This window comes from Thiomonas sp. OC7, from assembly GCF_900634595.1.
Classification (GTDB): Bacteria; Pseudomonadota; Gammaproteobacteria; order Burkholderiales; family Burkholderiaceae_C; genus Thiomonas; species Thiomonas arsenitoxydans.
This window is the reverse complement of sequence record NZ_LR131953.1, coordinates 1,416,376-1,442,099: the sequence shown is the minus strand read 5'-3', so window position 1 is coordinate 1,442,099 and position 25,724 is coordinate 1,416,376. Positions and strand designations below refer to the sequence as shown.

The following is a 25,724-nucleotide window of genomic DNA, read 5'->3' as shown; positions in this document are numbered from 1 at the left end:
AGTGCGCCATGGCTGAACTCGCCACTATTGCCCGTCCTTACGCCGAAGCCGCTTTTGCCGCCGTGCGCGAATCCGGTACTCCGCCCACGCAAGCGGCAGACGCCTTGGACCAGATCGCCCAGATTGCTGCAGATCCCGCTTTGTGCGAGGTGATGGGCAGTCCGAAAGTTTCCGCACGGCAACTCGCCGATCTGGTTCTGGGTGCTCTGCCGGGAACCGTTGCTCCGGTGCTGAAAAATCTGGTCGAGATGCTCGCCGAAAACCGGCGTTTCGCCGCAGTCGGGCAGATCGCCGAGCAGTTCCGTGTGCTCAAGGACGAGGCCGAAGGCAAGGTCGAGGCCGTGGTGTCCAGTGCGTTCCCGCTGGAAGGCGAGGCGCTCGACAGCTTGCTGCAGGCGCTCGAACGCAAATACGGCCGCAAGCTGCACGCCACTGTGGAAATCGATCCGTCGCTCATCGGGGGGGTGCGTGTCGCTGTAGGCGACGAAGTGCTCGACACCTCGGTTCGCGCCCGGCTGGAGCAGATGAAAGTCGCTCTCACCGCTTAAAGTCTTAGAGGCTCCCATGCAACTCAATCCCGCAGAAATTTCCGAACTCATCAAGAGCCGCATCGAAGGTCTGGGCGCCAGCGCCAATATCCGCAACGAGGGCACGGTCGTGTCCCTCACCGACGGTATTGCGCGGGTGCACGGCCTGTCCGACGTGATGCAGGGCGAAATGCTCGAATTCCCGAACAACACCTTTGGCCTGGCGCTCAACCTCGAGCGTGATTCGGTCGGGGTGGTGATTCTGGGCCCTTACGAGCAAATCTCAGAAGGTGACACGGTCAAGTGCACCGGCGAGATTCTTTCCGTGCCGGTCGGCCCCGAGCTCATCGGCCGCGTGGTCAACACCCTGGGTGTGCCCATCGACGGCAAGGGACCGGTGGAAACCAAGCAACTCGATCCGATCGAAAAGATCGCTCCTGGCGTGATCTGGCGGCAATCCGTGTCGCAGCCGGTGCAGACGGGTATCAAGGCGATCGACGCCATGGTGCCCGTCGGTCGCGGCCAGCGCGAGCTGATCATCGGCGACCGCCAGACCGGCAAGACCGCGGTGGCCGTCGACTCGATCATCAGCCAGAAGGGCAAAGACCTGATCTGTATCTATGTGGCGATCGGCCAGAAGGCGTCGACCATCGCCAACGTGGTGCGCAAGCTGCAAGAGTTCGGCGCGATGGAATACACCATCGTCGTGGCCGCCTCCGCCTCAGACTCCGCCGCCATGCAGTACCTGGCGCCTTACGCCGGCTGCACCATGGGCGAATACTTCCGCGACCGCGGTCAGGACGCGCTGGTGATCTATGACGATCTGACCAAGCAGGCCTGGGCCTATCGCCAGATCTCGCTGCTGCTGCGCCGTCCGCCGGGCCGTGAAGCCTACCCTGGCGACGTGTTCTACCTGCACAGCCGCCTGCTGGAACGCGCCGCCCGCGTCAGCGAGGCGTATGTCGAGAAGTTCACCAACGGCGCGGTCAAGGGCAAGACGGGTTCGCTCACCGCTTTGCCCATCATCGAAACCCAGGCTGGCGACGTGTCCGCCTTCGTGCCGACCAATGTGATTTCGATTACCGACGGCCAGATCTTCCTCGAAACCGATCTGTTCAACGCCGGTGTGCGTCCCGCCATCAACGCGGGTGTTTCGGTGTCGCGGGTGGGTGGTGCGGCGCAGACCAAGATCATCAAGAAGCTCTCGGGCGGCATCCGTACCGACTTGGCCCAGTATCGCGAACTAGCTGCGTTCGCGCAGTTTGCTTCCGACCTGGACGAAGCGACCCGCAAGCAGCTCGAGCGCGGCCGCCGAGTGGTCGAATTGCTGAAGCAGCCTCAGTATCAGCCGGCGCAAGTCTGGCAGATGGCGGCATCGCTCTACGCGGTGAACAACGGCTATCTTGACGACATCGAAGTCAAGCAGGTTCTGCCGTTTGAAAAGGGCCTGCACGATCATCTGCAGACCAAGCACGCCGCCTTGGTGCAAAGCATCGAATCTTCCAAGGATCTGTCCAAGGATGATGAGGCCAAGCTCAAGGAAGCGATCGCCGAATTCAAGAAAAACGGTGCGTACTAATTCATTCCACGAAAACGGACGGAGCTGGGCATGGATGTTTTTGCCCAGACTGACCCAGGAGTAATTCAATGGCTGGAATGAAAGAAGTACGCGTCAAGATCAAGAGCGTGCAAAACACGCGCAAGATCACCAAGGCGATGGAAATGGTTGCGGCCTCCAAGATGCGCAAGGCGCAGGAGCGCATGCGCGCTGCGCGTCCGTATGGAGACACGGTGCGTGTCATCGCGGGTCACCTGCGACAGGCGAATCCGGAATACACCCATCCTTTCCTGATCAAACGTGAGCCGATCAAGCGCGTGGGTTTGATTTTGGTGACCACTGACAAAGGGCTGTGCGGAGGGCTGAACACCAATATCACCCGCATGGCTCTGGGCAAAATCAAGGAATGGCAGGCCGATGGCGTGCAGATCGAGTGCTGCGCCATTGGCAACAAGGGCCTGCAATTCCTGCAGCGTTTAGGCATGAATCTCACGTCGCACGCGGTACAGCTTGGCGACAAGCCGCATCTTGAAAAGTTGATCGGCCCCGTAAAAATCATGCTCGACGCCTACCAAGACGGCAAACTCGACGCGGTATATCTGGGCTTTAGCCGCTTCGTCAACACCATGAAGCAGGCGCCGGAAATCGAGCCGCTCGTACCGCTCCCCGCGCACGCGCTGACGGCCAAGGCTGGAGATGAAAAGTCCCATAGCTGGGATTACATCTACGAGCCCGACGCCAAGCCGGTGATCGATGCGCTGTTGGTGCGCTACATCGAGGCACTGATTTATCAGGCGGTGGCAGAGAACATGGCGTGCGAGCAGTCCGCCCGCATGGTGGCGATGAAGTCCGCCTCGGACAACGCCAAGAGCGTGATCGGTGAGTTGCAGCTCGTCTACAACAAGAGCCGACAGGCAGCCATTACCAAAGAACTTTCGGAAATCGTGAGCGGAGCCGCCGCGGTGTGAACCTCGGCTAACCGAATTGAAACCATTGGAGAGCAATATGACGACGGCTCAAGCGCAAGGCAAAATCGTTCAGTGCATCGGCGCTGTGATCGATATCGAATTTCCCCGCAATGCCATTCCCAAGGTGTACGACGCCTTGGTGCTAGCGGACAACAACGCCAGCAGTCTGGCAGAAAGCGGCCTCACTTTCGAGGTACAGCAGCAGATCGGTGACGGCGTGGTGCGCACCATTGCCATGGGCTCCAGCGATGGCCTGCGTCGGGGCATGCTGGTCAACAACACCGGCCATTCCATTCAGGTCCCGGTGGGGCCGGCGGTGCTGGGTCGCATCATGGACGTGCTGGGCCGCCCCATCGACGAAGCCGGCCCCATCGCCACCGACGAGCGCCGCTCGATTCACCAGTCCGCGCCGAAGTTCGATGATCTGTCTCCTTCGGTCGATCTGCTCGAAACCGGCATCAAGGTGATCGACCTGGTCTGCCCGTTCGCCAAGGGCGGCAAGGTCGGCCTGTTCGGCGGCGCCGGCGTGGGGAAGACCGTGAACATGATGGAGCTCATCAACAACATCGCCAAGCAGCACAGCGGCCTGTCGGTATTCGCCGGTGTGGGTGAGCGCACCCGCGAAGGCAATGACTTCTATCACGAAATGAAGGACTCCAACGTCCTCGACAAGGTGGGCATGGTGTTCGGTCAGATGAACGAACCCCCGGGCAACCGCCTGCGCGTGGCGCTGACCGGCCTGACCATGGCCGAGCGTTTCCGCGACGAAGGCCGTGACATTCTGTTCTTCGTGGACAACATCTACCGCTACACCCTGGCCGGTACCGAAGTGTCCGCGCTGCTGGGCCGTATGCCGTCTGCCGTGGGCTACCAGCCGACGCTGGCCGACGAAATGGGCAAGCTGCAGGAGCGCATCACCTCCACCAAGACCGGCTCCATCACCTCCATCCAGGCCGTGTACGTGCCGGCGGACGACTTGACCGACCCGTCGCCCGCAACCACCTTCAATCACCTCGACGCCACCGTGGTGCTGAGCCGCGACATCGCCTCGCTGGGCATCTACCCGGCGGTCGATCCGCTGGATTCCACCAGCCGTCAGATCGACCCCAACGTCATCGGCGAAGAGCACTACTCCACCACCCGCGCGGTGCAGGGCATTCTGCAACGCTACAAGGAACTGCGCGACATCATCGCCATTCTGGGCATGGACGAACTCTCGCCGGAAGACAAGCAGGCTGTGGCCCGCGCCCGCAAAATCCAGCGTTTCCTGTCGCAACCCTTCCACGTGGCCGAAGTGTTTACCGGTTCGCCGGGCAAGTATGTGCCGCTGAAGGAAACCATCCGCGGCTTCAAGATGATCGTCAACGGCGAATGCGACGCCCTGCCCGAGCAGGCGTTCTACATGGTCGGCACTATCGACGAAGTCTTCGAGAAGGCCAAGAAACTCAACTAGCCCAGCGAGCTTGAAGCGATCCAATCTGGCCGACGACGCAAAAGACCGTCGGCCGGAGCCTGAAACCGCATCACGTTCCGGATTGAAGCCATGAACACCATCCATGTCGACGTCGTCAGCGCCGAAGAATCCATCTTCTCCGGCGAAGCCCGTTTCGTCGCCCTTCCGGGCGAGTCAGGTGAACTGGGCATTCTGCCCGGCCACACCCCGTTGATCACCCGTATCAAGCCGGGCTCGGTGCGAATCGAGTTGGCCGAAGCCAACGCCACAGGCGGCAAGGAAGAGTTCATCTTTGTCGCAGGCGGCATTCTTGAAGTGCAGCCCAAGAGGGTGACCGTGCTCGCGGACACCGCCATTCGGGGCAAAGATCTCGACGAGGCCAAGGCCAACGAGGCGCTCAAGGCCGCGCAAGACGCGCGCGCGCATGCCAAAGAAGTGCAAGACGTCGCTGTGGTGGAAGGCGAACTCGCCATGCTGGCCGCCCAGCTCGCGGCGATCCGCCGGCTTCGCGGCCGAGCGCACTGAGAGCCCCCAGGGCCGGGCTGCGCCCAGCCCGTCCCCCCGTGGGGGTCAAGGAAACATGGGATGGCCGAACGTTTCCTTGAGTTCTCTTGGGTCAACCGTTGCAAAAGAACAGCCCGCTCATGCGGGCTGTTTTGTTTTGCGCTTCGCCGCCGTTACGATGAACTGGATGCGAGCAATGTGGAGTCGGTGAATGAGCGCAGGTGGGGGCGTATGGACGACAGCCCAAGGAGGTCGGGACAGCAGGCAGCGCCTGCCTGGATCTGCGCTCGCCGTTGCACTGTTGCTGGGTTTGGCCTTAGGGGGCTGCGCCAGTGCGCCGCAGCGCAGCGCCTCGAGCGGGGCGCCGATCAATGTGCAGGAGGGGTGCCACGCTCCACCGCCCAATCTGCGGGCGGCCTACAACCGCACTTATACCGTGCGGGGCCGCAGCTACAGCCCCTTACGTAGCGCTGAGGGTTACGACGAAGTAGGCATCGCCTCTTGGTACGGCTGGGAGTCGGGCACCACCACGTCGATGGGTACGCGTTTCAACCCGCGAGACTTTTCGGCCGCCAGCCGCGTCTTGCCGCTGCCAACCTGCGTTCAGGTGACCAATCTCGACAACGGTCTGAGCGCCCTGGTGCTGGTCAATGATCGGGGTCCGTTTGTCAGCGGACGTTTGCTCGATTTGTCGATGGGCGCAGCGCAGGCTCTGGGCGTGACCCGAACGGGCACGGCGCGGGTGCGCATCGTGGCCCTGCCCGAGGGGGCCAACGCCCCCTTGCAAATCGCGCAGGCGGCCACGCCGCAGCCATCGCCGCAAACCGGGTCGGCGCCTGTCGTGAGCCAGCCGTCTACTTCCTTGTCGGATCAGCCCGCGTTTGCGCCGCAGCAGTTCGCTGCGGCGCCCGTCACGCAGGCGCCGTCGATGCCAACGCCCGGGGCGAGCTTGCCCCCGCAGGCGCCAGAGCCTGCGCCCATCGAAGTGCAGGCGTTGCCGCCGCTCACGCCCGCCTCATTGTCAACCTCTGTGCCGGCCGTCTCTGACCCACAGGCTGCGTTGCCTGCCGCTGCCACCAGCGCTCAGCCGCCAATGCCGCAGCCTGCGTTGAACCTGCCCGCAAACTCCGCTTCACCGCAAAACTATGTGCAGACTGGCGCATTCACGCTGCAAGCCAATGCCGAGGCGGAAAAAGCGCGTCTGCAGGCCGCAGGCATCGACGACGTATTGGTGGTGCCCGGCTATATCCGGGGTCAGACGTTCTACCGTGTGCAGATCGGACCGATCACAGGCGCCGCACCGGATGCCACGCTAGTGCAGAAATTACAGGGACTGGGATTGAGCGGCTACTCCGTGGTGCAGCAGTAGCGACACACTTCCTGCTTCCAAGACCACAAATGAAAAACGCACCCGAAGGTGCGTGCAAACCGCGTGCAAGCGTTTGAATTACTTCTTGCGCAGGCATTCGCTCATGAATTTTTTGCGCTCTTCGCCTTTCATGCCTTTGGCCTTGGCATCTTTGCTGCAGAACGACATCTTCTCTTGCTGCGGGGTCAGCTTCTTTTCGCCGGCAGCGGCTTTTTGTTCTGTCTTGCGTTCGGGCTTGGAGGCTTCTTTGCTGGCAGGCTTGGCAGTTTCGGCAGCTGCGGCGGGCTTGCTGGCCAGGCACTCTTTCATGAAGGTCTTGCGGGCCTCGCCGGTCTTGCCGGTGGCTTCCTTGTTGCATTGGGCCATGCGGCTTTGCTGCGGTGTGCCTTGCGCTTGAGAGAGCGCGGGCAGGGCCATCAGGCCTAGGGCGAGACCGAGGGTGGCGATCAGTTTTTTCATCATTCCTCCAAGTTGTGTTGTGACCGGACCGCAGTAGGCGGTTGTGCGATCAAACCGTGCAACGAAAGGTTGCAAACCGGCAATTCATTACACCATAGGGTTGTGCGGGCGCGAAGAACGGCAACAGACCCATAAAATGCCGACTTTGCGTCTTCACAACATTCCCATAATGATCGAATTCACCGCGCGGTTGACCACGGCGCTGCAACAAGCGGCAACGGCCTTGCAGCCCGAGTTTTCAGGCTCTATCGAACTCAGCCGTCCGCGCAGCGACGATCATGGCGAATTGGCCAGCAATCTGGCGATGCAACTGGCCAAACCGCTCAAACGCAACCCGCGCGATGTCGCTCAGCAAATCATCGATGCGCTGCGCACAAATGCTGACTTGGCCGAGGGCATCGCCCGCACTGAAATCGCCGGGCCCGGATTCATCAACTTTCACCTTCATCCTGCGGTGCTGCAGCAGGTGATTGTGGAAGTCGAACAGGGTGCGGCGGTGTTCGGGCATTCACGCGCGGGGCACGAGCAGCCCATGCTGGTGGAGTTTGTTTCGGCCAATCCGACCGGGCCGTTGCATGTGGGGCATGGTCGCCAGGGGGCGTTGGGCGATGCCATTGCCGCTGTCTTGACCACTCAAGGCTGGGCGGTGCAGCGCGAGTTTTATTACAACGACGCCGGGGTGCAGATCCAGACGCTCGCGCTGTCGGTTCAGGCCAGGGCGCGTGGGTACAAGCCGGGCGATGCGCAATGGCCCGAGTCGGCCTACAACGGCGACTACATCGCCGACATTGCGCGGGACTTTCTGGCGTGTGAATCGGTACCAGACGACCAGGGTCAGCCCATCGTGGCCAATGGTCAAGCCGACGATCTGGACAATATCCGCCGTTTTGCCGTGGCCTATCTGCGCCGCGAGCAGGATCTCGATCTCAAGACTTTCGGCATTCGGTTCGACAACTATTACCTCGAATCCAGCCTCTACACCGATGGCCGGGTGGAAGACGCGGTGCAGCGCTTGCAGGCCTCGGGCCACACCTACGAGCAGGACGGCGCGCTGTGGCTGCGCACGACGCAATACGGTGACGACAAGGACCGTGTGATGCGCAAGTCCGACGGCACCTACACCTATTTCGTTCCCGATGTGGCCTACCACCTGGCCAAATGGCAGCGTGGGTTTCATCGCGCGGTGAACATTCAGGGCTCGGATCATCACGGCACCATCGCACGGGTGCGCGCCGGACTGCAGGCGCTCGACCTCGGCATACCCACCGGCTATCCCGACTATGTGCTGCACAAAATGGTCACGGTGATGCGGGGCGGGCAGGAGGTGAAAATCTCCAAGCGCGCAGGCAGCTATGTGACCGTGCGCGACCTGATCGAATGGTCGGGCGGCGTGCGCGACGACATGAGCGACGAGCAGCGCCAGGCGGCTTTGCAGCGAGGGCGAGACGCCGTGCGCTTTTTTCTGGTCTCGCGCAAAGCCGATACCGAATTCGTATTCGATGTCGATCTGGCCCTGGCGCAAAGCGACGAAAACCCGGTTTACTACGTGCAATATGCCCACGCCCGGGTGAACTCGGTGTTCGAGCAATGGGCCGCCCGCGCCCCGCAAGAGGCCGCGCAGCCCGCGCTCATCGAGCAAGCCGACTTGTCACTGCTGATCGCCCCGCGCGAACGAGCGCTGCTACTCACGCTTGCGCGCTATCCGCAAGTCCTGGCCGCAGCGGCACAGGAACTGGCGCCGCATCAGGTGGCCTTCTATCTGCGCGATCTGGCTGCCGATTTCCACGCTTTCTACAACGCCGAACGCGTGCTGGTCGACGAACTTCCCCTGCGGCATGCGCGCCTGCGGCTGCTGCGCGCCGTGCGTCAGGTGATGCACAATGCACTGGCCGTGCTCGGCGTGAGCGCGCCGCAGCGCATGTAAGCGTCACGGCGCGTCCGCAGGGCTCCATCGACAACGCACACTCCTGTCTTCCATGTCTAAACGCACCACACTTCGCGGCCAGTTCGGCGGCACCGTGATCGGCCTGATCGTCGGCCTGGTCATCGGCCTGGGTATCGCACTCGGCGTTGCCCTCTACATCACCAAGGCGCCGCTGCCCTTCATGAATCGATTCCAGGAGCGTCCCGCCAGTGCGGCTTCCGGGGCCAGCAACTGGAATCCCAATCAGGGCTTGAGCGGCGCAACCGCAGCGCCGCCTGCGGGCAGCGGTTCCATGCCCGTGACGGTGGCGAGCAAGCCGCTGTCTCCTCAGGCGCTGGCCAAACTGGGGCAGCCCGCTGCGGGGGCCTCACAGGCGGCACTCGCGCCGACGACGGGAGGCGCGACAACCCCGGCCGCCCCAACCAAACCGGCCGCCCAAGGCCCCGTGCAGTATGTGCTGCAGGTCGGGGCGTACAGCACGCGCGAAGACGCCGAGCGTCAGCGCGCCAAGGTGGCTCTGATCGGTCAGGAAGCGCATGTGGATGAGCGCGTTGTCAACGGGCGCACCCTCTATCGCGTTCGAGTGGGGCCATTCACCTCGGCGCAGCAAGCCGAGCAGACGCAGAAACTTCTGGGCGATAACGGGGTTCAAACCGCCCTGATGCGCACCGGTTCATAAAACCCTATTCAGATCTTCAAACCAAAGGACGACTCATGTTTCAACGCTGGCTTACCGTGGTGTTCATGGTGTTTTCAATGGGCTTTCTTGCTGCGGGCGCGCAGGCGCAGACGCCCGCTAAGAGCAGCCCCTTCAACGAGGGTTTTGCCTACAACCGCCTGGCTGTGCCGCAGCCGGTAAGCCCGTCGGACAAAATCGTGGTGTACGAGTTTTTCTGGTACGACTGCCCGCACTGCGCCGACTTCGACCCCCTGCTCGAAGCCTGGCAGAAAAAACTGCCCGCCGGAGTGGTGCTCGAGCGCGTGCCCGTCGCTTTTTCTCCCCAGTTCGTGCCGCAACAGCACCTCTACTACGCACTGAAGGCGCTGGGCAAGCTCGACGATGCGATGCAGGCCAAGATTTTCAACGCCATCCACAAACAGCACATTCCTCTGGGCACGGCCGATCAGATGGCCAACTGGCTGGCACAGCAGGGCATTCCCAAAAAAGCGTTCCTGGATGCCTACAACTCGTTCGGCGTGAATGCGCAAGTCCGGCAGGCCACGCAAATGGTGACGGACTATCAGATCAGCGGGGTGCCGACCATGGCGGTTCAGGGCACTTACACCACTTCTGCGGCGCTGCCTGAAGCCAACAACAACAAGAAGGTGCTCGAGGTCGTGGACTACCTGATCAAGAAGGTGCAGGCGGAGAAGAAGTAAGCGCGTCGCCCTGTCACATCTCAACACTGCCCGCAGACCGCGGGCAGTGTTTTTTGAGCCCCGCAAAATTGCTGCGAAATCGCCTGAACTGGCCCTAGAATGGCCCGACTAAAGCAAAACCCATGCCGATGAAACGAGTGGCCCGAATCCTGTTGTTGACCCTGCTGTGTGCGCCGAGCTTGGCGCTGCCCGTGCTTGCGGCGCAGACCGACCGGAACCACCCGATTCACATCGAGGCCGACGCCATGCGCTACGACGACGTGCACCAGACCAGTGTGTTCACCGGCAACGTGGTTGTCACCAAGGGTTCTCTGGTGCTGCGCGCCGCCACGGTCGATGTGCGCCAGGCGCCGGACGGCTATCAGTACGCGACGGCGATCGCCGCGCCGGGCCAGTTGGCTACCTTCCAGCAACAACTCGATACCGCGCCCGGCCAGCCCACGCAAACCATGGACGGCGCCGCGCAGCGCATCGAATACGACGGCAAGACCGATGTAGTGACGCTGCGTGGCCAGGCCATGCTCAGCCGACTGATCGACGGCAAGCTGGCCGACCGCAGCCAGGGCAATGTGATTGCCTACAACCAGATCACCGATGTGTTCACCGTCGAAGGCGGTGCGCAGGGCGCCACGGCCACCAATCCTGGAGGGCGGGTGCGGGTGATGTTGACGCCGCAGCCCGCCGCCCCGTCCGCGCCGACGGCGCCCAAATCGCCTCCCGCGCTCAAAGTCGCCCCGAAGCTGGGGACGCAACCTTGAGCGTCCAGCCGCATTCCGCTGGGCAGACCGTGGTGCGGGGTGGCCTGGAGCCCGTCGCCCCGGCGGAAGCCGCGCGCGTGCCTTCAACTCCGTCGTCCCGCGCGGCCACCGGCCCCGAGCTCGACGTTCAGCATTTGCAGAAACGCTATGCCGGTCGGCAGGTGGTGCGCGACGTCAGCTTCAGCGTGCGCTGCGGCGAGGTGGTCGGCCTGCTGGGGCCGAACGGCGCGGGCAAGACCACGTCGTTCTACATGATCGTCGGCCTGGTGCGACCCGATGCGGGGAGCATCCACATCGACGGCCAGGACGTGAGCGATTCTCCGATGCATCGCCGTGCGCGCATGGGGCTGTCGTATCTGCCGCAGGAAGCGTCGATCTTCCGCCGCATGACGGTGGCCGAGAACGTGAGGGCGGTGCTGGAGTTGCAGCGCGACGCGCAAGGGCGCCGCCTGGGCAAGGCCGAAATCCGCGAACGCGAAGATCATCTGCTGCGCGAACTGCACGTCGAACATCTGCGCGACAGCCCCGCCCCCGCGCTTTCGGGCGGCGAGCGGCGGCGGGTGGAAATCGCCCGCGCGCTGGCCACGCAACCGCGCTTCATCCTGCTCGACGAGCCGTTTGCCGGCATCGATCCGATTGCGGTCATCGAGATTCAGCGCATCGTGCAGTTCCTGAAAGAGCAGGGCATCGGCGTGCTGATCACCGACCACAATGTGCGTGAAACGCTAGGCATCTGCGACCGGGCCTGCATCATCAGCGAAGGGCAGGTGCTGGCGCAGGGCGATCCGCAATCCATCATCGACAACCCCGCGGTACGCAAGGTGTACCTCGGCGAAAACTTCCGCATGTAAGCCGCGATGAAGCCGTCGCTGAACCTGCGCCTGTCCCAGCATCTCGCACTCACGCCGCAGTTGCAGCAGTCCATCCGGCTGCTGCAACTCTCCACCCTCGAACTCACGCAGGAAATCGAGGGCCTGCTCGAATCTAATCCCTTCCTCGAACCTGAAGATGAGCAGGAGGCGCCCGCTGCCGCGCCGACATCCGAGTCGCCACCGCCTTTGGCGCTCGACCCGTCTCAGACATCGGTCGAAGGGCATGACGCAGCCGCCGAGCCCGCCGCTGAGTTGCAACTCGACACGCAGGACTGGACGGCCAGCAGCGGCGAAACCGATCACGGTGCGGATACCGATGCCGATGCCGACTCCTGGGTCAGCTCAGGCCAGTCCGCCAGCGGGGGTGACGACGACGAATTCAGCGCGCTCGACATCGCCTCCGAACACATCGATCTGCGCGACCACCTGCGCGGTCAGTTTGCCGGGCTTGCGCTGAGCCCCACCGACCGCGCGGCTGCAGAAGCCATCATCGACTCGCTCGACGACGACGGCTACCTGCCTGACACCCCGCTGGAACTGGCGCAGGCCCTCGCCCCCGCGGCAGACGCCGAGCAGCTCGAAGACCTGGCCGATGCGCTGACCACGGCCATGCGCCTGATTCAGAGCTTCGACCCGGCCGGTGTTGCCGCCCACGATTTGCCCGACTGTCTTTGCCTGCAGCTTCAGCGTCAGGCGTCTTGTCCCGTGCGCGAACTTGCCCTGCAGATTTGCCGCGGCGGTCATCTCGATCTGCTGGCCAAGCGCGACTGGCGCAAGCTCGAACGCCAGCTCGAAGCCGATGAAGCCGCGCTGCGCATGGCGCAGCAACGCATCGCCCAACTCGACCCCCATCCAGGCAGCGCCTTCCGCCGCGATGCCGCGCAGGCCGTGACCCCCGATGTCATCGCCCGCAAGACCCCGCAAGGCTGGATGGCGCAGCTCAACCCCGAGGTCATGCCCCGGCTACGCGTGAACCAGATCTATGCCGACGCCATGCGCCGCGCACGCGACAGCGGCGGCGCCATGCAGGGACAGCTTCAGGAGGCGCGCTGGTTCGTGAAAAACGTGCAGCAGCGTTTCGAGACCATTCAGCGCGTGTCGCAGACCATCGTCGAGCGCCAGCAGCGTTTTTTCGACTTCGGCCCCGTGGCCATGCGGCCCATGGTGCTGCGCGAAATTGCCGACGAGCTCGGCCTGCACGAATCGACCATCTCGCGCGTGACCACGCAGAAATTCATGCTCACGCCCTTCGGCACTGTCGAGCTGAAGTATTTTTTCGGCTCTGGCCTGAGCACCGAGGCCGGGGGTAACACCTCATCCACCGCGGTACGCGAACTCATCCGCCGCCTGGTGGCTGAAGAAGACAGCGCCAAACCCCTGTCGGACAGCGAACTCGCCGAACGCCTCACGCAGCAAGGCGTGCAGGTGGCGCGGCGCACCGTGGCCAAATACCGCGAAGCGCTGCGCATCGCCCCGGCGAATCTGCGCAAGAGCGGCTAAGGGCCCGCAGCCGCAAGCGGAGCCAGTCGCTCACCTTGCGCTAAGTCGTCCTCTCCAGAATGCCGGGGTCGCGCCGCACGCGACGCCACAACAACGCAAACGGTATTCAGGGAGTTCATCATGCAAAACGCAGTAAAAGCCGCGCAGCCCGGTTGGGCGCTGGCGGTCAAGGTTCCGGTCGTCATCACGCTTTACTTCTGGCTGATCAAAATCATGGCCACCACGGTGGGCGAAACCGCCGCAGACTATCTGGCGGTGGATCTGCATCTGGGCCTGGTCGCCACCAGCGCGGTGATGACCCTCTTGTTCATCGGTGTGCTGGCGGCGCAGATGCGCGCCAGCCGTTACGTTCCCTGGCTTTACTGGTTGACGGTGACGCTCATCAGCGTGGTGGGCACCTTGCTGACCGACAATCTGACCGATCAGTTGGGCGTGCCGCTGCCGGTGAGCACCGCCTTGTTTGCGGTGGCCTTGCTGGCGACGTTTGCGATCTGGTGGGGCAGCGAGCGTGACCTGTCCATCCACAGCATTGCCACGCCAAAACGAGAAGGGTTTTACTGGGCGACGATTCTGTTCACCTTTGCGCTGGGTACTGCCGGAGGCGATCTGGCCGCCGAGCGGCTGCAACTCGGCTATGCCTTGTCGGCCTTGCTGTTTGGCGGCGCCATTGCGCTGACGGCAGCGGCCTACTACCTCTTCAAGGCCAGTGCCGTGACCACGTTCTGGATCGCTTACATCCTCACCCGCCCGCTGGGTGCGACCTTGGGCGACTGGTTGTCCAAACCCGGTTCCGAAGGAGGGCTCGGTCTGGGAACCATGGGCACCAGTGCCCTGTTCCTGGTTGCGATTCTGGCCCTGGTGATTTACCTCACTGCGACACGGCGGGACCAGTTGCAGAGAAGTTCAAGCCCAGGTTCAACCGCAAGTTCAACGCTCTCCTGACTTCCCGCGGGCGGCTTGGAGCGCGCGCTGCAAGCCGGTGCGGGCCTGCTTGAAGGCATCGCGCATGGCCTGTTCGCTGAACGCGTTGGGCTGTGACGGCGGAGTGGTTGGGTCGCTGATCATCCAACGCGCCAGCCGGTAGGTGTCGAGCGCTTTGCCTAGGTCGGTTTGCAGGGCGCTGGTGAGTTTGAGCCAGGCTTTGCCTTCGTCGCCCAGCGACTGGCCGATCCAGGGGGCCAGCCATTCCAGCGCATAACGCAACTGCTTGGCGCGCAGGCGCAGGGCGTGCAGCGCGCTCCAGGGGGCGTCGATCGGTGTCGCGGCGAGGCTGTCCCAGATGGCCAGCAGTTCGGCCCAGCGCTGCGGGTGCAAATGCAGGTCGTCGCGGTGGAAGCGCAGAAGTCGCCGGGCCAGTTGTTCGGTGGACGTCTCGGCGGCAATGATCTGGCCGCCGCTCCAGCACTCGGACCAGCGCGTCTGCGCCAGCAGCACGCGGCCGAAGCGGGCGCTGCGCAGATAGGTCAGCAGGGCTTGAAGACGCGCCTCGCGGCGCTGGGCGAGACCGTCGCGCACGGTGGCTGGTGTGCTGTCGGGCGCGCTGGCCTGTTCAATGCAGACGTCGACATCGCGCACCGCGCCTAGCAGTTGTCCGGCCCAGCGCCATTCGTCGCGCAGCCAGCGGCAGGCCGCGCGTTGCGACTTCGGTCCCGTGGTCTGAAGCAGCCGCAGCAGCACCCGCAGTCGGCGCAACTGCAGCCGCATCTGGTGCACGGTTTCGGGCAGGGCCTTGTCGTGCAACAGATCGGCGCCCACGGCGATGACGGCGGCTGCCTGCTGCAGCACGTCGGCCACGGCCTGCCCGCCCTGTTCATGCGGAGGCAGTTCGCGAGCGAGCGCGGGCAGTTGCAGCGTGGCGGCGCCTGCGGCAATCGCTGCGAGCTGAACTTTGCTGATGGGCGAGATCCACAGCGGCAGGTCTTGCGCCAGCGTCCACGCGAGTTCGAAAGCGTGGAGCCAATGGCCGCTGATGAACTCGATCTCCAGTTCGCTGATCAAGAGGCTGGGCGAGAGTGGGGTGATGCCGCCCAGCGCCTGGCCGTGATCGAGGCAGACCTCGAGTTGCGAGCCTTCCCAATCGACCCACCATAGGGTGCGCTGCACCCGGGTGCCGAGCACCGCCTGCAACTGGCTGGCGAGCGCATCGAGGTCGCCCAGGCGGGCCAGCGGCGTCTCGCTCAGGCGTTGCAGCGACGCGGCGTCGGGCGTGTCGGCGTCGATGTCGAACTCCCATTCGCCGCGCGCGAGTTGCAGGCCCTGCGCGGGGCTGCTCTTGAGGGTGAGAATGCGCCGCCCGTCCCCCGGGTGCCGTACCCGCAAGGCCAGGCCCGCCTCGCGCAGGGCGTGCGCCGGGGTATCGAAGTACCAGGTTTGCAGCGCCTGAACCCGGGGCGGCTGCGCCATCGATTGCAAGACCGGATGGCGGCGCACGGCGTCATGCAGGGCGGGATCGAGTCGGAATTTGAGTTCGCGTTCCTGGCTCATGGCGAGGGGGGTTCGAGGGAATGAAGTTGTCATTTGACCCGCTCGCTAGATGTGAAACAAGTCGCAGCGTCAATTGGGTAGCGATATTTTTTCCGTGACGTTCACCAGATTGACACATTGAAGCTATGCAATGCGCGACATGGTGATCCAAACCCTGTCCCGAATGATGCGCAGCAGTGCCGTGATTCCGCAAGACGGCGCCACGGCGGAAACCCTGCGCGCGGCAGCTCACATCGACGCCCCGCAAGCCGGCGGTGAGGGCGAGCCGGAGTTGAAATGGCGCACCCTGTGGCTGTCCGACATACATCTCGGCACGCGCGATTGCAAGGCGCCGCAGCTGCTCGAATTTCTGCGGCATTGCAGCGCCGACACCATTTATCTGGTGGGCGACATCATCGACGGCTGGCAGCTCAAGAAAAAGGGCATCTACTGGCCGCAGGCGCACAACGACGTGGTGCAAAAGCTGTTGCGCAAGGCGCGCAAGGGCACGCGGGTGGTGTTCGTGCCGGGCAACCATGACGAGTTCGCGCGGCCCTACGACGGGCTGCATTTCGGCGGCATCGAGGTCATCAATCAGGTGCGGCATGTCACCGCCGATGGCCGCACCCTGCTTATCGTGCACGGTGATCTGTTCGACAGCGTGGTGCTCTACGCCAAGTGGCTGGCGCATCTGGGCGACGCCGCCTACATGTTCACCCTCAAGCTCAATCGCTGGCTCAACCATGCGCGGCTCAAGCTCGGTCTGCCGTACTGGTCGCTATCGCAGTATCTCAAGCACAAGGTCAAGGCGGCGGTGAACACCATCTCCAGTTTCGAGACCTTGCTCAGCGACGAAGCGCGACGCCAGCAGTGCGACGGCGTGGTCTGCGGGCATATTCACCGCGCCGAGCTGCGCAGCGAAGACCGGCAGATCTACGCCAACTGCGGCGACTGGGTGGAGAGCCTGACCGCGCTGGCTGAAGACTTCGACGGCCGCCTCAAGCTGCTGCACTGGAACGCCGGGCTGCAGGTGCTGGCGGAGCTGGCGCCGCAGACTGCAACGCATCCCGCCCCTTTACATCCCGCACCCACACAACCCGTCCACGCATGATCGCCTCCGCAGTCGCTCCTCAAGTGGCCGCCGCGGCCGAAAAGCCCTGGCCCCCCGCCGCCGGCACGCCGCCGCTGCGCATTCTCATCGTCACCGACGCCTGGGAGCCGCAGGTCAACGGCGTGGTGCGCACTCTCAAGACCACCATCGGGCAGCTGCGCGACATGGGGCAAGTGGTCGAGGTGGTGGAGCCGGGCAGTTTTCGCACCATTCCCTGTCCGACCTATCCCGAAATCCGCCTCAGCCTGCGGCCGCGTTCGCGCATCATGCAGCGGGTGACCGAGTTCATGCCCGACGTGGTGCATGTGGCTACCGAAGGGCCACTGGGGCAGGCCGCGCGGCGCATCGCGCAGCGTCTGGACATTCCGCTGACCACGGCGTACCACACCCGCTTTCCCGAATACGTCCAGGCCCGCTTTCGTGTGCCGCTGGGGTGGACTTATGCCTATCTGCGGCGATTTCACAACGCCGGCCGCGCGGTGCTGGTGCCCACGCAAGTGGTGCAGCGCGATTTGCAGGAGCATGGTTTTCGCAATGTGCGGCTTTGGTCGCGCGGGGTGGATCACCGCATGTTCTACCCGCGCGAAGGTGAACGGCTCGACGGCAAGCCGCCCATCTTTCTGTACGTCGGCCGGGTGGCGGTGGAAAAGAACATCGACGCCTTCCTGCAGCTCGACCTGCCGGGCACCAAGTGGGTGGTGGGCGAAGGGCCGGAGCTTGAACGCATCCGCAAGCAGTATCCCGGCGTGCGCTTTCTCGGCGTGCTCACGCAGGACGAGCTCGCCAAGGTCTATTCCGGCGCCGATGTGTTCGTGTTTCCGAGCAAGACCGACACCTTCGGGCTGGTGCTGATCGAAGCGATGGCCTGCGGCTGCCCGGTGGCGGCCTATCCCGTGACCGGCCCCCTCGATGTCATTGGCGAAAGCCCGGCCGGTGCGCTCGACAACGACCTCAAGGCCGCCTGCCTGCGCGCCCTGCAGATTCCGCGCAGCGTGGCGCTGGCGCATGCCCGCAAATTCACCTGGGAAGCGGCCTCGCGGCAGTTTCTCGATCATCTGCGCAAGGCCGTGCGCGAGAGTAGTGCGCCAAATAGTGCGACGCAAACGACGCACTGAACCCATGGCCCAGCAGCGCGAACGTTCGCCCCTCCCCAAGCCGGAGGCGGCGCCCAATCCCTACAAAACCCGCACCGGGCTTTCGCGCGTCTATCACGCGGGCATCAACTCCATGAGTGGCCTGCGCGCTGCGTGGCAGACCGAGTCGGCGTTTCGCCAGGAGCTCACGCTGGCCCTCATCATGCTGCCGCTGGCGCTGTGGCTCGGGCGCACCTGGACCGAGCGGGCCGTACTCGTGGGCAGCGTGCTGCTGGTACTCATTGTCGAGTTGCTCAACACCGCCATCGAGTACACCGTCGATCGCGTCTCGCTGGAGCAGCACGACCTGAGCAAGACCGCCAAAGACCTCGGCAGCGCCGCCGTGCTGCTCACCCTGCTGCTGTGCGTGCTGATCTGGGCGGCTGTGCTGCTGCCGCGCTGGGTCTGAGTCTGGCCGGGTCTGAGTCAGCATCGCAGCGCGCTCTTGCCTAAGATGCGCGTCATGGAAACCGACGACGCCGCCCCGCCTTTGCACGCCTCGCCTTTGCACCGCATTGCCCGCGTGTTTGAACAACTGCGCGCTGACCAACTCGACGTGCTGGCGCAGGTTTACGCCCCGCAGGCCACTTTTCAAGACCCGTTCAATCGCGTGCAGGGGCTGCCCGCCATCACGGCGCAGTTTGCGCATATGTACGCCAAACTGCATGCGCCGCGTTTTGTGGTGAACGAGGTCACGTCAGCGCAAAACCACGTCGGCTGGATGACCTGGGATTTCCACTTCGCCCTGCGCAAGGGCGCGTCTGCGCAGGTCGTGGTCGGCGCCACGCGCTTCGTACTCGACGAGCAGGGGCTGGTGATTGACCACCGCGACTATTGGGACGCCTGCGATTTCTACGCCACGCTGCCCTTACTCGGCGCCGTGGTGCGACGGCTGAAACGCGCTGCCGCTACCGGCTGAACAGGCCCTAATCGAGCCAGCCCTTTTTGCGGAAGAACCAGAAAGGCGCGATGACCGAGAACACCATCAGCGCCAGGGCGAAGGGGTAGCCGAAGTGCCAGTCGAGTTCGGGCATGAGTTTGAAATTCATGCCGTAGATGCTGGCGATGAGCGTGGGCGGCAGCATGGCCACCGAGGCCACCGAAAAAATCTTGATGACCTTGTTCTGGTTGATGTTGATGAAGCCTACCGTGGCGTCCATCAGGAAGTTGATCTTGTCGAACAGAAAGGCGGTGTGGCCGTCGAGCGAGTCGAGGTCGCGCAGGATCTGCCGCGCCTCTTGCGACTGATCGGCGCTGAGATGGCGACTGCGCAGCAGAAAACTCAGCGCGCGGCGGGTGTCCATCACATTGCGGCGGATGCGTCCGTTCAGGTCTTCCTGCTGTGCAATGCCGGTGAGCGCCTGCGAGGCGTCCTGGTCGCTGGGGCGCGGCTTGAGGATGTGCGCGCCGATGGCCTCCAGATCGTCGTAAATGCCTTCGAGCGTATCGGCCGAATACTCGGCGTCGGTGAGGTAGAGCGCGAGCAGCACATCGGTGGCGTTTTCAATCAGCCCAGGCATGCGCCGCGCCCGCAGCCGCAGCAGGCGAAACACGGTGAGATCGTGGGTGTGGATGGAAAACAGCACGCTGCCGTGGATGATGAAAGCCACGCGCTCGTTGCGCGGGCGCTCTTCGTCGCTGATGAGAAAGTCGGAACGCAGGTGGAGCTGGTTGTCGTCTTCCTCCTCGTAAAACCGCGCGGATTCTTCCAGATCCTGGTCAAGGACGTCGGCAGGGATGGTCAGGCCGAAGCGGGCCTCGACCCAGCCGAGTTCGCGTGGATCGGCCGATTCGAGATCGACCCAGACGGGCTGCAGCTCCGCGAGGCTTTGCGGGTCGCCGATCTCCTGCTGCACCAGGCGACCATTCTTGAGGGTGAACACATTGAGCATAGGGCTGCATTATGCGCAATGCGGGTCGAGCGCGGTGGGGTTGAAAAATGCCGTGATCGCATCGCGCTGCGCCAGCGCATCGGCCCGGCCGAGTTCGACCAAGGCGGAGAGGTAATCCGGCGTGAACAGCAGATAACTGGCCAGCGCCGATCCTCGGCCTGTGCCCATGCCCACCGATTGCAGCAGCAGCCGCGCGCCACGGGGCATGCTGTGCCAGTGCCGCGCGGCAATGGCGTCGATCGAGGTGGAGGGCAGCAGGGTCAGCGTGGGCAGGGCGCGGTAGGGCAGATCGGCGCGCACTTGGGGCGGCAGATCCGACAACATGCGGTTGATGCGCCCGGCCTGCTGCGCATCGGCGCGCAGGGTGTCGAGAAACACGCTGGACATGGCGTGTGCCGCAATCTCCGCCACGCTGGGGTAGGGCGGCAGATGCCGGCGCATTTGCCCCGCCTCGGGATGCGGCTCGGCCACGCCGATGGCCAGTGCGCGTTCTGCACCCAGATGAATGGCGGGCGCCAGCGGAGCGAGCTGGCGCATGGCGCCGTCGCCAAAGTATTCCGGCCCGACTTCGCCATACAGCGGCGTGGCGGGAAACACGAAGGGCAGGGCGCTGGAGGCCAGCAGATGCTCGACGCCGATGGGCTGCGCAATGCCCCACAGCCCAGGCCGCCGCCAGGGCTGCACCTCGGGGCGGGCCTGAAAGAAGGTGATGTGCCGCCCGCTGGTATAGCTGGAAGTGGCCACAGATAGCGCGCGCAAGGCGCCGCTCTGAATCGCGGCGTCCACCGCTTCGAAGTGCACCCGCCGACCCAGGGTGTCGGCCAGCGGAGTGTTGTCGAGCAGGGCGCGGGGGTTTTGCTTCCACAGCCAGCCGAACACCATGAGCCCGAGCCAGCGCGCGCCGCCGCGCAGCAGTTGCCCTGTGCCGACTTCGAAGACCTCGTGCGCCTGCAGGGTGCTCCAAAGTGTTTGCAGCTCATGCAGGGCGGCAGGCCAGTCGGCGCAGCGACTGGCGAAATACGCCGCATTGATCGCTCCGGCCGAGGTGCCGCACACCACGGGAAACGGGTTGCGCTGCGCGGGCCAGCCCTGCGCCTGCAGAATCTCGCCCACGCCGCCGAGCACACCGGCCTGATAGGCCGTGCGCGCCCCGCCGCCCAGCAGCACCAGGGCCGCGTTTTGCGGCGGCGGGTTGTCGGCGACAGTCGTGTTGTCGGGCATGGCGGCGTTGAAAATATCACTGCGCCGCGGCAGTAGAAATGCGGGTTAGCGCACGAAACGATAGACCCCGCCGTCTTCCAGGCGGCGCAACTGCCCATCGAACCACAGCTTGTGCAGATGGGCGATGGACTCGCCCATGGCGAAGGTTATCTGGTGCACGTCCAGCGGGCGTTTGAACAGCACGGGCAGCAGGTCGGCCGCGGTTTGCGGCGTGGCGCAGGCCTGCATCACTTCGGCCAGACGCTCGTGGTGATGCTGCTGCAACTGCGCGATGCGGGCCAGGGCGCCGCGGAAGGGTAGGCCGTGCGAGGGGAAGATCAGCGTGTCGTCCGACAGCAAGGCGCTAAAGCGCGCCAGGCTGTCGAGAAATTGTTGCAAAGGATTGGACAGCGGTTCGTTGTCATTCACGCTGATGTTGGTGGAGATGCGAGGCAGCAGCATGTCACCTGCGATGAACAGCGCGTCGGCCTCGCTGTATAGGCTGATGTGTTCCGGCGCATGGCCGTAGCCCGCGACGCAGCGCCAGTCGCGCTCTCCGATGCGCAGCACGTCGCCGTCCTGCAGGCGCACGAAACGCGTGGGCATGGCGGGCACCAGGCCGCTGTAGTAGTCGGTGCGCTTGCGGATGGCGGCCAGAGTCTGCGGGTCGGCGAGGCCCTGCGCGGCGTAGTGCGCCGCCATCGCCTCCCCGCCGATGGTCATGCAGCCGCGCGCCGCCATGCACGAGACGGCATAGTCGGTGGCGCTCATCCACAGCAGGCAATTCCAGCGCGCGGTGAGCCAGTGCGCCAGCCCGACGTGGTCTGGGTGCATGTGCGTGACGACCACGCGCAGCACCGGCAGGCCGCACAGTTGCGTGGCGAACACCTGCTCCCACGCTGCGCGGGTAGGCGGGGAGTCGATGCCGCAATCCACAATCGTCCAGCCGCGCACGCCGTCGAGGGTGTCTTCCAGCAGCCAGAGGTTGATGTGGTTCAGCGCGAAAGGCAGCCCCATGCGCAGCCAGCGCAGCCCCGGCGCCAGCTCGATGCTTTCTCCCAATGCGGGCGTCGTTTCTCCAAAGGGGTAGCGGATGGCATCAAAGGCGGGCTGGGCGGACATGGCGGGCGGATTCAAAAGGTTGGGAGCGTGATGGCGCAAACTACACTTGACGTTAACGTCAACTGGAGACGAGTATAGGCACGCATGAAAAAAGCCGCTGCTGCACCTGCCGCCCCCACTTTCACCATTGGTGAACTCGCCCGCGAGTTCGACCTCACCACCCGCGCCATCCGCTTTTACGAAGAAGCCGGCTTGCTCTGCCCGCGGCGCCAGGGCCGCGCGCGTGTCTATACGCAGGGTGACCGCACCCGGCTGAAACTCACCCAGCGGGGCAAACGGCTGGGCCTGAGCCTGGCCGAGATCAAGGAACTGGTGATGATGTACGAGTCGCCGCGCGACACCGCACCGCAACTGCGCCGCTACCTGGAAGTGCTGGCCGAGCACCGCGCCGACATTGAAGGCCGCATGGCCGATCTCAAGGCGACGCTGGAGGAGATTCGCGCCTACGAGACCGAGGCGCGGGGACTGCTCAAGAAGCAGGGCGGGTGAGGGGAGCGCTGGTTCTGGAGGATTGCTGGAGGAGTGGCTATTCACGTTGACGTAAACGGAAGGTAAGATCGCCGGAAATCTGCCAGCAGAGCAGCCCCACGGAGACTTGCCACCATGACCACCGCCCCCGCCGTTCTATCGCCTGCGCAGGAGGCGGCTATTCGCCAGAGTTTTGCCCGCCAAGGCTTGATGGCCGCGTTGGGCGTGGAGATGGTGCGGTTGGAGCTGGGCCGGGCGGAACTACGGCTGCCGCATTCAGAACGGATCAGCCAGCAGCAGGGCGGTTTCCACGGTGGGGCCATTGGCGCGCTGGCCGACGTGGCCGGTGGCTATGCGGCGATGACTCTGGCGCCCGAAGGCGACGAAGTCACCACGGTGGAGTACAAAATCAACTTTCTAGCGGCTTTTGCGGGCGGTGAACTGCGCGCCTACGGGCGGGTAATCCGGGCTGGCAAGCGGCTGATCGTCACCACCGCCGAAGTGATGCACCGCGATGAGGACGGCGCTGAGACAGTTTGCGCGGTGATGCAGCAGACCATCGCGCCAGTGCCCAAGCGGTATTGAAGCCAAGTCGAACAAACAAGCGAAACAAACAAGCGAGGAGACCTCATGCAACTACCCGGACTGGACTTCCAACTCGGCGAAGACATCGCTGCTCTGCGCGAGGCCGTGCGCGACTTTGCCGAGCAAGAAATTGCCCCGCGCGCCGCCGAAATCGACCGCACCGATCAGTTTCCGATGGATCTGTGGCGCAAGTTCGGCGACCTGGGCCTGCTGGGCGTCACCGTGCCCGAGGCCGATGGCGGCACGGGCATGGGCTATCTGGCGCATATGGTGGCGTTGGAAGAAATCTCCCGCGCCAGCGCCTCGGTGGGCTTGAGCTACGGCGCGCATTCCAACCTCTGCGTCAACCAGATCCGCCGCAACGGCAGCGCCGCGCAGAAGGCGAAGTACCTGCCCAAGCTGATCAGCGGCGAGCATGTGGGCGCGCTGGCGATGAGCGAGCCGGGCGCGGGCAGCGACGTGGTGAGCATGAAGCTGCGTGCTGACCGGCGAGGTGATGGGTTCGTGCTCAACGGCAGCAAGATGTGGATTACCAACGGGCCGGACGCCGACGTGCTGGTGGTCTACGCCAAGACCGATCCGGCCGCAAGTTCCAAGGGCATCTCCGCCTTCCTGGTGGAGAAGGGTTTCAAGGGCTTTTCGGTGGCGCAGAAGCTCGACAAGCTGGGCATGCGCGGCAGCCACACTGGCGAGCTGGTGTTTCAGGATTGCGAGGTGCCCGCAGAGAACGTGCTGGGCGATTTGAACGGCGGCGTCAAAGTGCTGATGAGCGGCCTGGATTACGAGCGCGCGGTGCTGGCCGCCGGGCCGGTGGGCATCATGCAGGCGGTGATCGACAGCGTGGTGCCTTATGTGCACGAACGCAAGCAATTCGGCCAGAGCATCGGCGAGTTCCAGCTCATCCAGGGCAAGCTGGCCGATATGTACACCGTGCTGCAGGCCGCCCGCAGCCTGCTCTACACCGTGGGCAAAAACCTCGACGCACTGGGCGACGGCCATGCCCGCTCGGTGCGAAAAGACTGCGCGGCCGTGATTCTGTGGTGCGCCGAAAAGGCCACCTGGATGGCGGGCGAGGGCATCCAGATTTTTGGTGGCAACGGCTATATCAACGACTACCCGCTAGGCCGGTTGTGGCGCGACGCCAAGCTGTACGAGATTGGCGCGGGCACATCCGAAATCCGCCGCATGCTGATCGGGCGGGAACTGTTCGCGCAAACGGCGTGAAGCCGTGAAGCTGGATAGCGAACAGGGCTGAGCGACTGATGCGGCGGGTGATTCAGTTACCGAGGCGCTTACCGAGGCGGCTAGCGATGCGTTTTTTCCGGCAGGTGCAAACCCACGGCGTCGAGCGCCGCGTCCAGCCGCTGCAAGGCGGCGGGCACGTCCTTCCATTTGTCCAGCCCGAACAGGCCGAGGCGAAAGCTCATGTAGTCGGCCGGTTCGTCGCAGGCCAGCGGCACACCAGCGGCAATCTGCATACCCTGCGCCACAAATTTTTTGCCGTTCTGAATTTCGGGATCACGGGTGTAGCTCACCACCACGCCCGGCGCCTGAAAGCCGGGCGCCGCCACGCTCTTGACGCCGCGCTGCTCCAACGAAGCGCGCGCTGCGCGACCCAGTTCGATCTGCGCGGCCTTGAGCGCGGGCAGGCCGTAGCTGAACGCCTCGCGCATCTGGTCGCGTACTTCCGCCAGGGTGTCGGTGGGCATGGTGGCGTGATAGGCATGCGTGCCTTTTTCGTAGGCCTGCATGATCTGATGCCACTTTTTCAGGTCGCAGGAAAAGCTGTCGCTCGTGGTCGTCTCCAGCCGTTGCAAAGCCCGCTCAGACAGCATGGCAAAGCCGCAGCAGGGCTGGCCGCTCCAGCCTTTTTGCGGTGCGCTGACCAGCACGTCCACGCCGGTGGCCTGCATGTCCACCCACATCGCACCCGAGGCGATGCAGTCGAGCACGAACAGACCGCCCACCGCATGCACCGCGTCGGCCACGGCGCGCAGATAGTCGTCGGGCAGCATCATGCCGGCGGAGGTTTCCACATGCGGGGCGAACACGACGGCGGGCTTTTCGCGGGCGATGGTGGCGACCACCTCGGCTATGGGCGCGGGCATGAAGGGCGACTCGGACGCATCGGCCACGCGGCGGGCCTTGAGAACCGTGACTTTGTCCGACAAATGCCCGGTCTCGATGATCTGGCTCCAGCGATAACTGAACCAGCCGTTGCGCACAATGAGCACCTGTGCGCCCTGGACGAATTGCCGCGCCACGGCCTCCATGGCAAACGTGCCGCTACCCGGCACGATGACTGCCGCCTGCGCGTTGTAGGCCTGTTTGAGCATGGACGACAGATCACGCATAACCTGCTGAAACTTGGCCGACATGTGGTTGAGCGAGCGGTCGGTGTAAACCACCGAATACTCCAGCAGTCCATCGGGATCGACATTGGGCAGCAAGGCGGGCATCAGAAATCTCCTGGTCTTA

At 64.1% G+C, this 25,724-nt stretch carries 26 protein-coding genes; 20 read left to right on the top strand and 6 right to left on the bottom strand.

Annotation, left to right across the window (positions count from 1 at the left end; genetic code table 11):
• Window positions 1-8: 8 nt before the first annotated feature.
• The 6 genes from BIO17B3_RS06925 to BIO17B3_RS06900 all read left to right on the top strand — a co-directional run bounded on the left by BIO17B3_RS06925 (window position 9) and on the right by BIO17B3_RS06900 (window position 6,379).
• Window positions 9-548: a F0F1 ATP synthase subunit delta gene (locus tag BIO17B3_RS06925; RefSeq protein ID WP_156053553.1), complete on the top strand. Its 540-nt coding sequence runs from the start codon at window positions 9-11 to the stop codon at window positions 546-548.
• A gap of 16 nt (window positions 549-564) precedes the next feature.
• Window positions 565-2,106: a F0F1 ATP synthase subunit alpha gene (gene atpA, locus BIO17B3_RS06920; protein ID WP_013107153.1), complete on the top strand. Its 1,542-nt coding sequence runs from the start codon at window positions 565-567 to the stop codon at window positions 2,104-2,106.
• 68 nt (window positions 2,107-2,174) lie between these two features.
• Window positions 2,175-3,053, top strand: a complete 879-nt coding sequence (atpG, locus tag BIO17B3_RS06915) for a F0F1 ATP synthase subunit gamma (protein ID WP_013107152.1) — start codon at window positions 2,175-2,177, stop codon at window positions 3,051-3,053.
• Window positions 3,054-3,090: 37 nt separating this feature from the next.
• A complete protein-coding gene (atpD, locus tag BIO17B3_RS06910) occupies window positions 3,091-4,506 on the top strand; it encodes a F0F1 ATP synthase subunit beta (RefSeq protein ID WP_156053552.1) in 1,416 nt (471 codons plus the stop codon).
• Between the two features lie 90 nt (window positions 4,507-4,596).
• Window positions 4,597-5,031, top strand: a complete 435-nt coding sequence (locus tag BIO17B3_RS06905; protein ID WP_013107150.1) for a F0F1 ATP synthase subunit epsilon — start codon at window positions 4,597-4,599, stop codon at window positions 5,029-5,031.
• A gap of 190 nt (window positions 5,032-5,221) precedes the next feature.
• A complete protein-coding gene (locus BIO17B3_RS06900; protein ID WP_156053551.1) occupies window positions 5,222-6,379 on the top strand; it encodes a septal ring lytic transglycosylase RlpA family protein in 1,158 nt (385 codons plus the stop codon).
• Window positions 6,380-6,457: 78 nt separating this feature from the next.
• On the opposite strand, the gene BIO17B3_RS06895 is transcribed toward BIO17B3_RS06900, so the two are convergent.
• Entirely contained in the window at window positions 6,458-6,838 is a 381-nt protein-coding gene (locus BIO17B3_RS06895; RefSeq protein ID WP_156053550.1) for a PsiF family protein, read from the bottom strand.
• 169 nt (window positions 6,839-7,007) lie between these two features.
• Between BIO17B3_RS06895 and argS the strand changes: the two genes are divergently transcribed.
• The 7 genes from argS to BIO17B3_RS06860 all read left to right on the top strand — a co-directional run bounded on the left by argS (window position 7,008) and on the right by BIO17B3_RS06860 (window position 14,214).
• A complete protein-coding gene (gene argS, locus BIO17B3_RS06890; RefSeq protein ID WP_156053549.1) occupies window positions 7,008-8,762 on the top strand; it encodes an arginine--tRNA ligase in 1,755 nt (584 codons plus the stop codon).
• Window positions 8,763-8,814: 52 nt separating this feature from the next.
• Complete coding sequence (locus BIO17B3_RS06885) at window positions 8,815-9,441, top strand: SPOR domain-containing protein (RefSeq protein WP_013124217.1); 627 nt, start codon at window positions 8,815-8,817, stop codon at window positions 9,439-9,441.
• 35 nt (window positions 9,442-9,476) lie between these two features.
• Window positions 9,477-10,142 (top strand): thiol:disulfide interchange protein DsbA/DsbL, encoded by a 666-nt coding sequence (locus BIO17B3_RS06880; RefSeq protein WP_013124216.1) that lies wholly within the window; start codon window positions 9,477-9,479, stop codon window positions 10,140-10,142.
• A 122-nt stretch (window positions 10,143-10,264) separates the two neighbouring features.
• Window positions 10,265-10,900, top strand: a complete 636-nt coding sequence (gene lptA, locus BIO17B3_RS06875; RefSeq protein WP_156053548.1) for a lipopolysaccharide transport periplasmic protein LptA — start codon at window positions 10,265-10,267, stop codon at window positions 10,898-10,900.
• A gap of 77 nt (window positions 10,901-10,977) precedes the next feature.
• Entirely contained in the window at window positions 10,978-11,751 is a 774-nt protein-coding gene (gene lptB, locus BIO17B3_RS06870) for an LPS export ABC transporter ATP-binding protein (protein WP_156055245.1), read from the top strand.
• 6 nt (window positions 11,752-11,757) lie between these two features.
• Window positions 11,758-13,272 (top strand): RNA polymerase factor sigma-54, encoded by a 1,515-nt coding sequence (locus tag BIO17B3_RS06865; RefSeq protein WP_156053547.1) that lies wholly within the window; start codon window positions 11,758-11,760, stop codon window positions 13,270-13,272.
• Between the two features lie 120 nt (window positions 13,273-13,392).
• Window positions 13,393-14,214 carry a hypothetical protein gene (locus BIO17B3_RS06860; protein WP_156053546.1) on the top strand — a complete coding sequence of 274 codons (822 nt, stop codon included), beginning with the start codon at window positions 13,393-13,395 and terminating at the stop codon, window positions 14,212-14,214.
• Here the strand turns inward: BIO17B3_RS06860 and BIO17B3_RS06855 are convergent.
• Window positions 14,200-15,756, bottom strand: coding sequence for a CHAD domain-containing protein (locus tag BIO17B3_RS06855; RefSeq protein WP_156053545.1), 1,557 nt, complete (start codon window positions 15,754-15,756; stop codon window positions 14,200-14,202). The genes BIO17B3_RS06860 and BIO17B3_RS06855 overlap by 15 nt on opposite strands.
• Window positions 15,757-15,886: 130 nt before the next feature.
• Here BIO17B3_RS06855 and BIO17B3_RS06850 point away from each other — a divergent pair, with 130 nt between their 5' ends.
• From BIO17B3_RS06850 to BIO17B3_RS06835, 4 genes are all read left to right on the top strand, one after another.
• Complete coding sequence (locus BIO17B3_RS06850; RefSeq protein ID WP_156053544.1) at window positions 15,887-16,846, top strand: UDP-2,3-diacylglucosamine diphosphatase; 960 nt, start codon at window positions 15,887-15,889, stop codon at window positions 16,844-16,846.
• A gap of 74 nt (window positions 16,847-16,920) precedes the next feature.
• Entirely contained in the window at window positions 16,921-17,961 is a 1,041-nt protein-coding gene (locus BIO17B3_RS06845) for a glycosyltransferase family 1 protein (protein ID WP_197737922.1), read from the top strand.
• Between the two features lie 4 nt (window positions 17,962-17,965).
• Complete coding sequence (locus BIO17B3_RS06840; protein WP_156053542.1) at window positions 17,966-18,388, top strand: diacylglycerol kinase; 423 nt, start codon at window positions 17,966-17,968, stop codon at window positions 18,386-18,388.
• A 54-nt stretch (window positions 18,389-18,442) separates the two neighbouring features.
• Complete coding sequence (locus BIO17B3_RS06835) at window positions 18,443-18,898, top strand: nuclear transport factor 2 family protein (protein WP_232054207.1); 456 nt, start codon at window positions 18,443-18,445, stop codon at window positions 18,896-18,898.
• A 7-nt stretch (window positions 18,899-18,905) separates the two neighbouring features.
• On the opposite strand, the gene corA is transcribed toward BIO17B3_RS06835, so the two are convergent.
• Genes corA through BIO17B3_RS06820 form a run of 3 tightly spaced genes read right to left on the bottom strand, consistent with a single transcriptional unit; the run spans window position 18,906 to window position 22,193 of the window.
• A complete protein-coding gene (gene corA, locus BIO17B3_RS06830) occupies window positions 18,906-19,871 on the bottom strand; it encodes a magnesium/cobalt transporter CorA (RefSeq protein WP_156053541.1) in 966 nt (321 codons plus the stop codon).
• A 9-nt stretch (window positions 19,872-19,880) separates the two neighbouring features.
• Entirely contained in the window at window positions 19,881-21,092 is a 1,212-nt protein-coding gene (locus tag BIO17B3_RS06825; protein ID WP_156053540.1) for a patatin-like phospholipase family protein, read from the bottom strand.
• 45 nt (window positions 21,093-21,137) lie between these two features.
• Window positions 21,138-22,193: an MBL fold metallo-hydrolase gene (locus tag BIO17B3_RS06820; protein WP_156053539.1), complete on the bottom strand. Its 1,056-nt coding sequence runs from the start codon at window positions 22,191-22,193 to the stop codon at window positions 21,138-21,140.
• An 84-nt stretch (window positions 22,194-22,277) separates the two neighbouring features.
• Here BIO17B3_RS06820 and BIO17B3_RS06815 point away from each other — a divergent pair, with 84 nt between their 5' ends.
• From BIO17B3_RS06815 to BIO17B3_RS06805, 3 genes are all read left to right on the top strand, one after another.
• Entirely contained in the window at window positions 22,278-22,682 is a 405-nt protein-coding gene (locus tag BIO17B3_RS06815) for a MerR family DNA-binding transcriptional regulator (protein WP_156053538.1), read from the top strand.
• 114 nt (window positions 22,683-22,796) lie between these two features.
• Window positions 22,797-23,246, top strand: coding sequence for a PaaI family thioesterase (locus BIO17B3_RS06810; RefSeq protein ID WP_156053537.1), 450 nt, complete (start codon window positions 22,797-22,799; stop codon window positions 23,244-23,246).
• Window positions 23,247-23,291: 45 nt separating this feature from the next.
• Window positions 23,292-24,470, top strand: coding sequence for an isovaleryl-CoA dehydrogenase (locus tag BIO17B3_RS06805; RefSeq protein WP_156053536.1), 1,179 nt, complete (start codon window positions 23,292-23,294; stop codon window positions 24,468-24,470).
• A gap of 80 nt (window positions 24,471-24,550) precedes the next feature.
• Here the strand turns inward: BIO17B3_RS06805 and BIO17B3_RS06800 are convergent, their stop codons facing one another.
• Window positions 24,551-25,705, bottom strand: coding sequence for an aminotransferase class V-fold PLP-dependent enzyme (locus BIO17B3_RS06800; RefSeq protein ID WP_156053535.1), 1,155 nt, complete (start codon window positions 25,703-25,705; stop codon window positions 24,551-24,553).
• Window positions 25,706-25,724: the final 19 nt, after the last annotated feature.

Coding starts and splice junctions, on each gene's coding strand:
- BIO17B3_RS06925 (WP_156053553.1), top strand. CDS start 9: ATGGCTGAACTCGCCACTATTGCCCGTCCTTACGCCGAAGCCGCTTTT.
- atpA (WP_013107153.1), top strand. CDS start 565: ATGCAACTCAATCCCGCAGAAATTTCCGAACTCATCAAGAGCCGCATC.
- atpG (WP_013107152.1), top strand. CDS start 2,175: ATGGCTGGAATGAAAGAAGTACGCGTCAAGATCAAGAGCGTGCAAAAC.
- atpD (WP_156053552.1), top strand. CDS start 3,091: ATGACGACGGCTCAAGCGCAAGGCAAAATCGTTCAGTGCATCGGCGCT.
- BIO17B3_RS06905 (WP_013107150.1), top strand. CDS start 4,597: ATGAACACCATCCATGTCGACGTCGTCAGCGCCGAAGAATCCATCTTC.
- BIO17B3_RS06900 (WP_156053551.1), top strand. CDS start 5,222: ATGAGCGCAGGTGGGGGCGTATGGACGACAGCCCAAGGAGGTCGGGAC.
- BIO17B3_RS06895 (WP_156053550.1), bottom strand. CDS start 6,838: ATGAAAAAACTGATCGCCACCCTCGGTCTCGCCCTAGGCCTGATGGCC.
- argS (WP_156053549.1), top strand. CDS start 7,008: ATGATCGAATTCACCGCGCGGTTGACCACGGCGCTGCAACAAGCGGCA.
- BIO17B3_RS06885 (WP_013124217.1), top strand. CDS start 8,815: ATGTCTAAACGCACCACACTTCGCGGCCAGTTCGGCGGCACCGTGATC.
- BIO17B3_RS06880 (WP_013124216.1), top strand. CDS start 9,477: ATGTTTCAACGCTGGCTTACCGTGGTGTTCATGGTGTTTTCAATGGGC.
- lptA (WP_156053548.1), top strand. CDS start 10,265: ATGCCGATGAAACGAGTGGCCCGAATCCTGTTGTTGACCCTGCTGTGT.
- BIO17B3_RS06865 (WP_156053547.1), top strand. CDS start 11,758: ATGAAGCCGTCGCTGAACCTGCGCCTGTCCCAGCATCTCGCACTCACG.
- BIO17B3_RS06860 (WP_156053546.1), top strand. CDS start 13,393: ATGCAAAACGCAGTAAAAGCCGCGCAGCCCGGTTGGGCGCTGGCGGTC.
- BIO17B3_RS06855 (WP_156053545.1), bottom strand. CDS start 15,756: ATGAGCCAGGAACGCGAACTCAAATTCCGACTCGATCCCGCCCTGCAT.
- BIO17B3_RS06850 (WP_156053544.1), top strand. CDS start 15,887: ATGCGCGACATGGTGATCCAAACCCTGTCCCGAATGATGCGCAGCAGT.
- BIO17B3_RS06840 (WP_156053542.1), top strand. CDS start 17,966: ATGGCCCAGCAGCGCGAACGTTCGCCCCTCCCCAAGCCGGAGGCGGCG.
- BIO17B3_RS06835 (WP_232054207.1), top strand. CDS start 18,443: ATGGAAACCGACGACGCCGCCCCGCCTTTGCACGCCTCGCCTTTGCAC.
- corA (WP_156053541.1), bottom strand. CDS start 19,871: ATGCTCAATGTGTTCACCCTCAAGAATGGTCGCCTGGTGCAGCAGGAG.
- BIO17B3_RS06825 (WP_156053540.1), bottom strand. CDS start 21,092: ATGCCCGACAACACGACTGTCGCCGACAACCCGCCGCCGCAAAACGCG.
- BIO17B3_RS06820 (WP_156053539.1), bottom strand. CDS start 22,193: ATGTCCGCCCAGCCCGCCTTTGATGCCATCCGCTACCCCTTTGGAGAA.
- BIO17B3_RS06815 (WP_156053538.1), top strand. CDS start 22,278: ATGAAAAAAGCCGCTGCTGCACCTGCCGCCCCCACTTTCACCATTGGT.
- BIO17B3_RS06810 (WP_156053537.1), top strand. CDS start 22,797: ATGACCACCGCCCCCGCCGTTCTATCGCCTGCGCAGGAGGCGGCTATT.
- BIO17B3_RS06805 (WP_156053536.1), top strand. CDS start 23,292: ATGCAACTACCCGGACTGGACTTCCAACTCGGCGAAGACATCGCTGCT.
- BIO17B3_RS06800 (WP_156053535.1), bottom strand. CDS start 25,705: ATGCCCGCCTTGCTGCCCAATGTCGATCCCGATGGACTGCTGGAGTAT.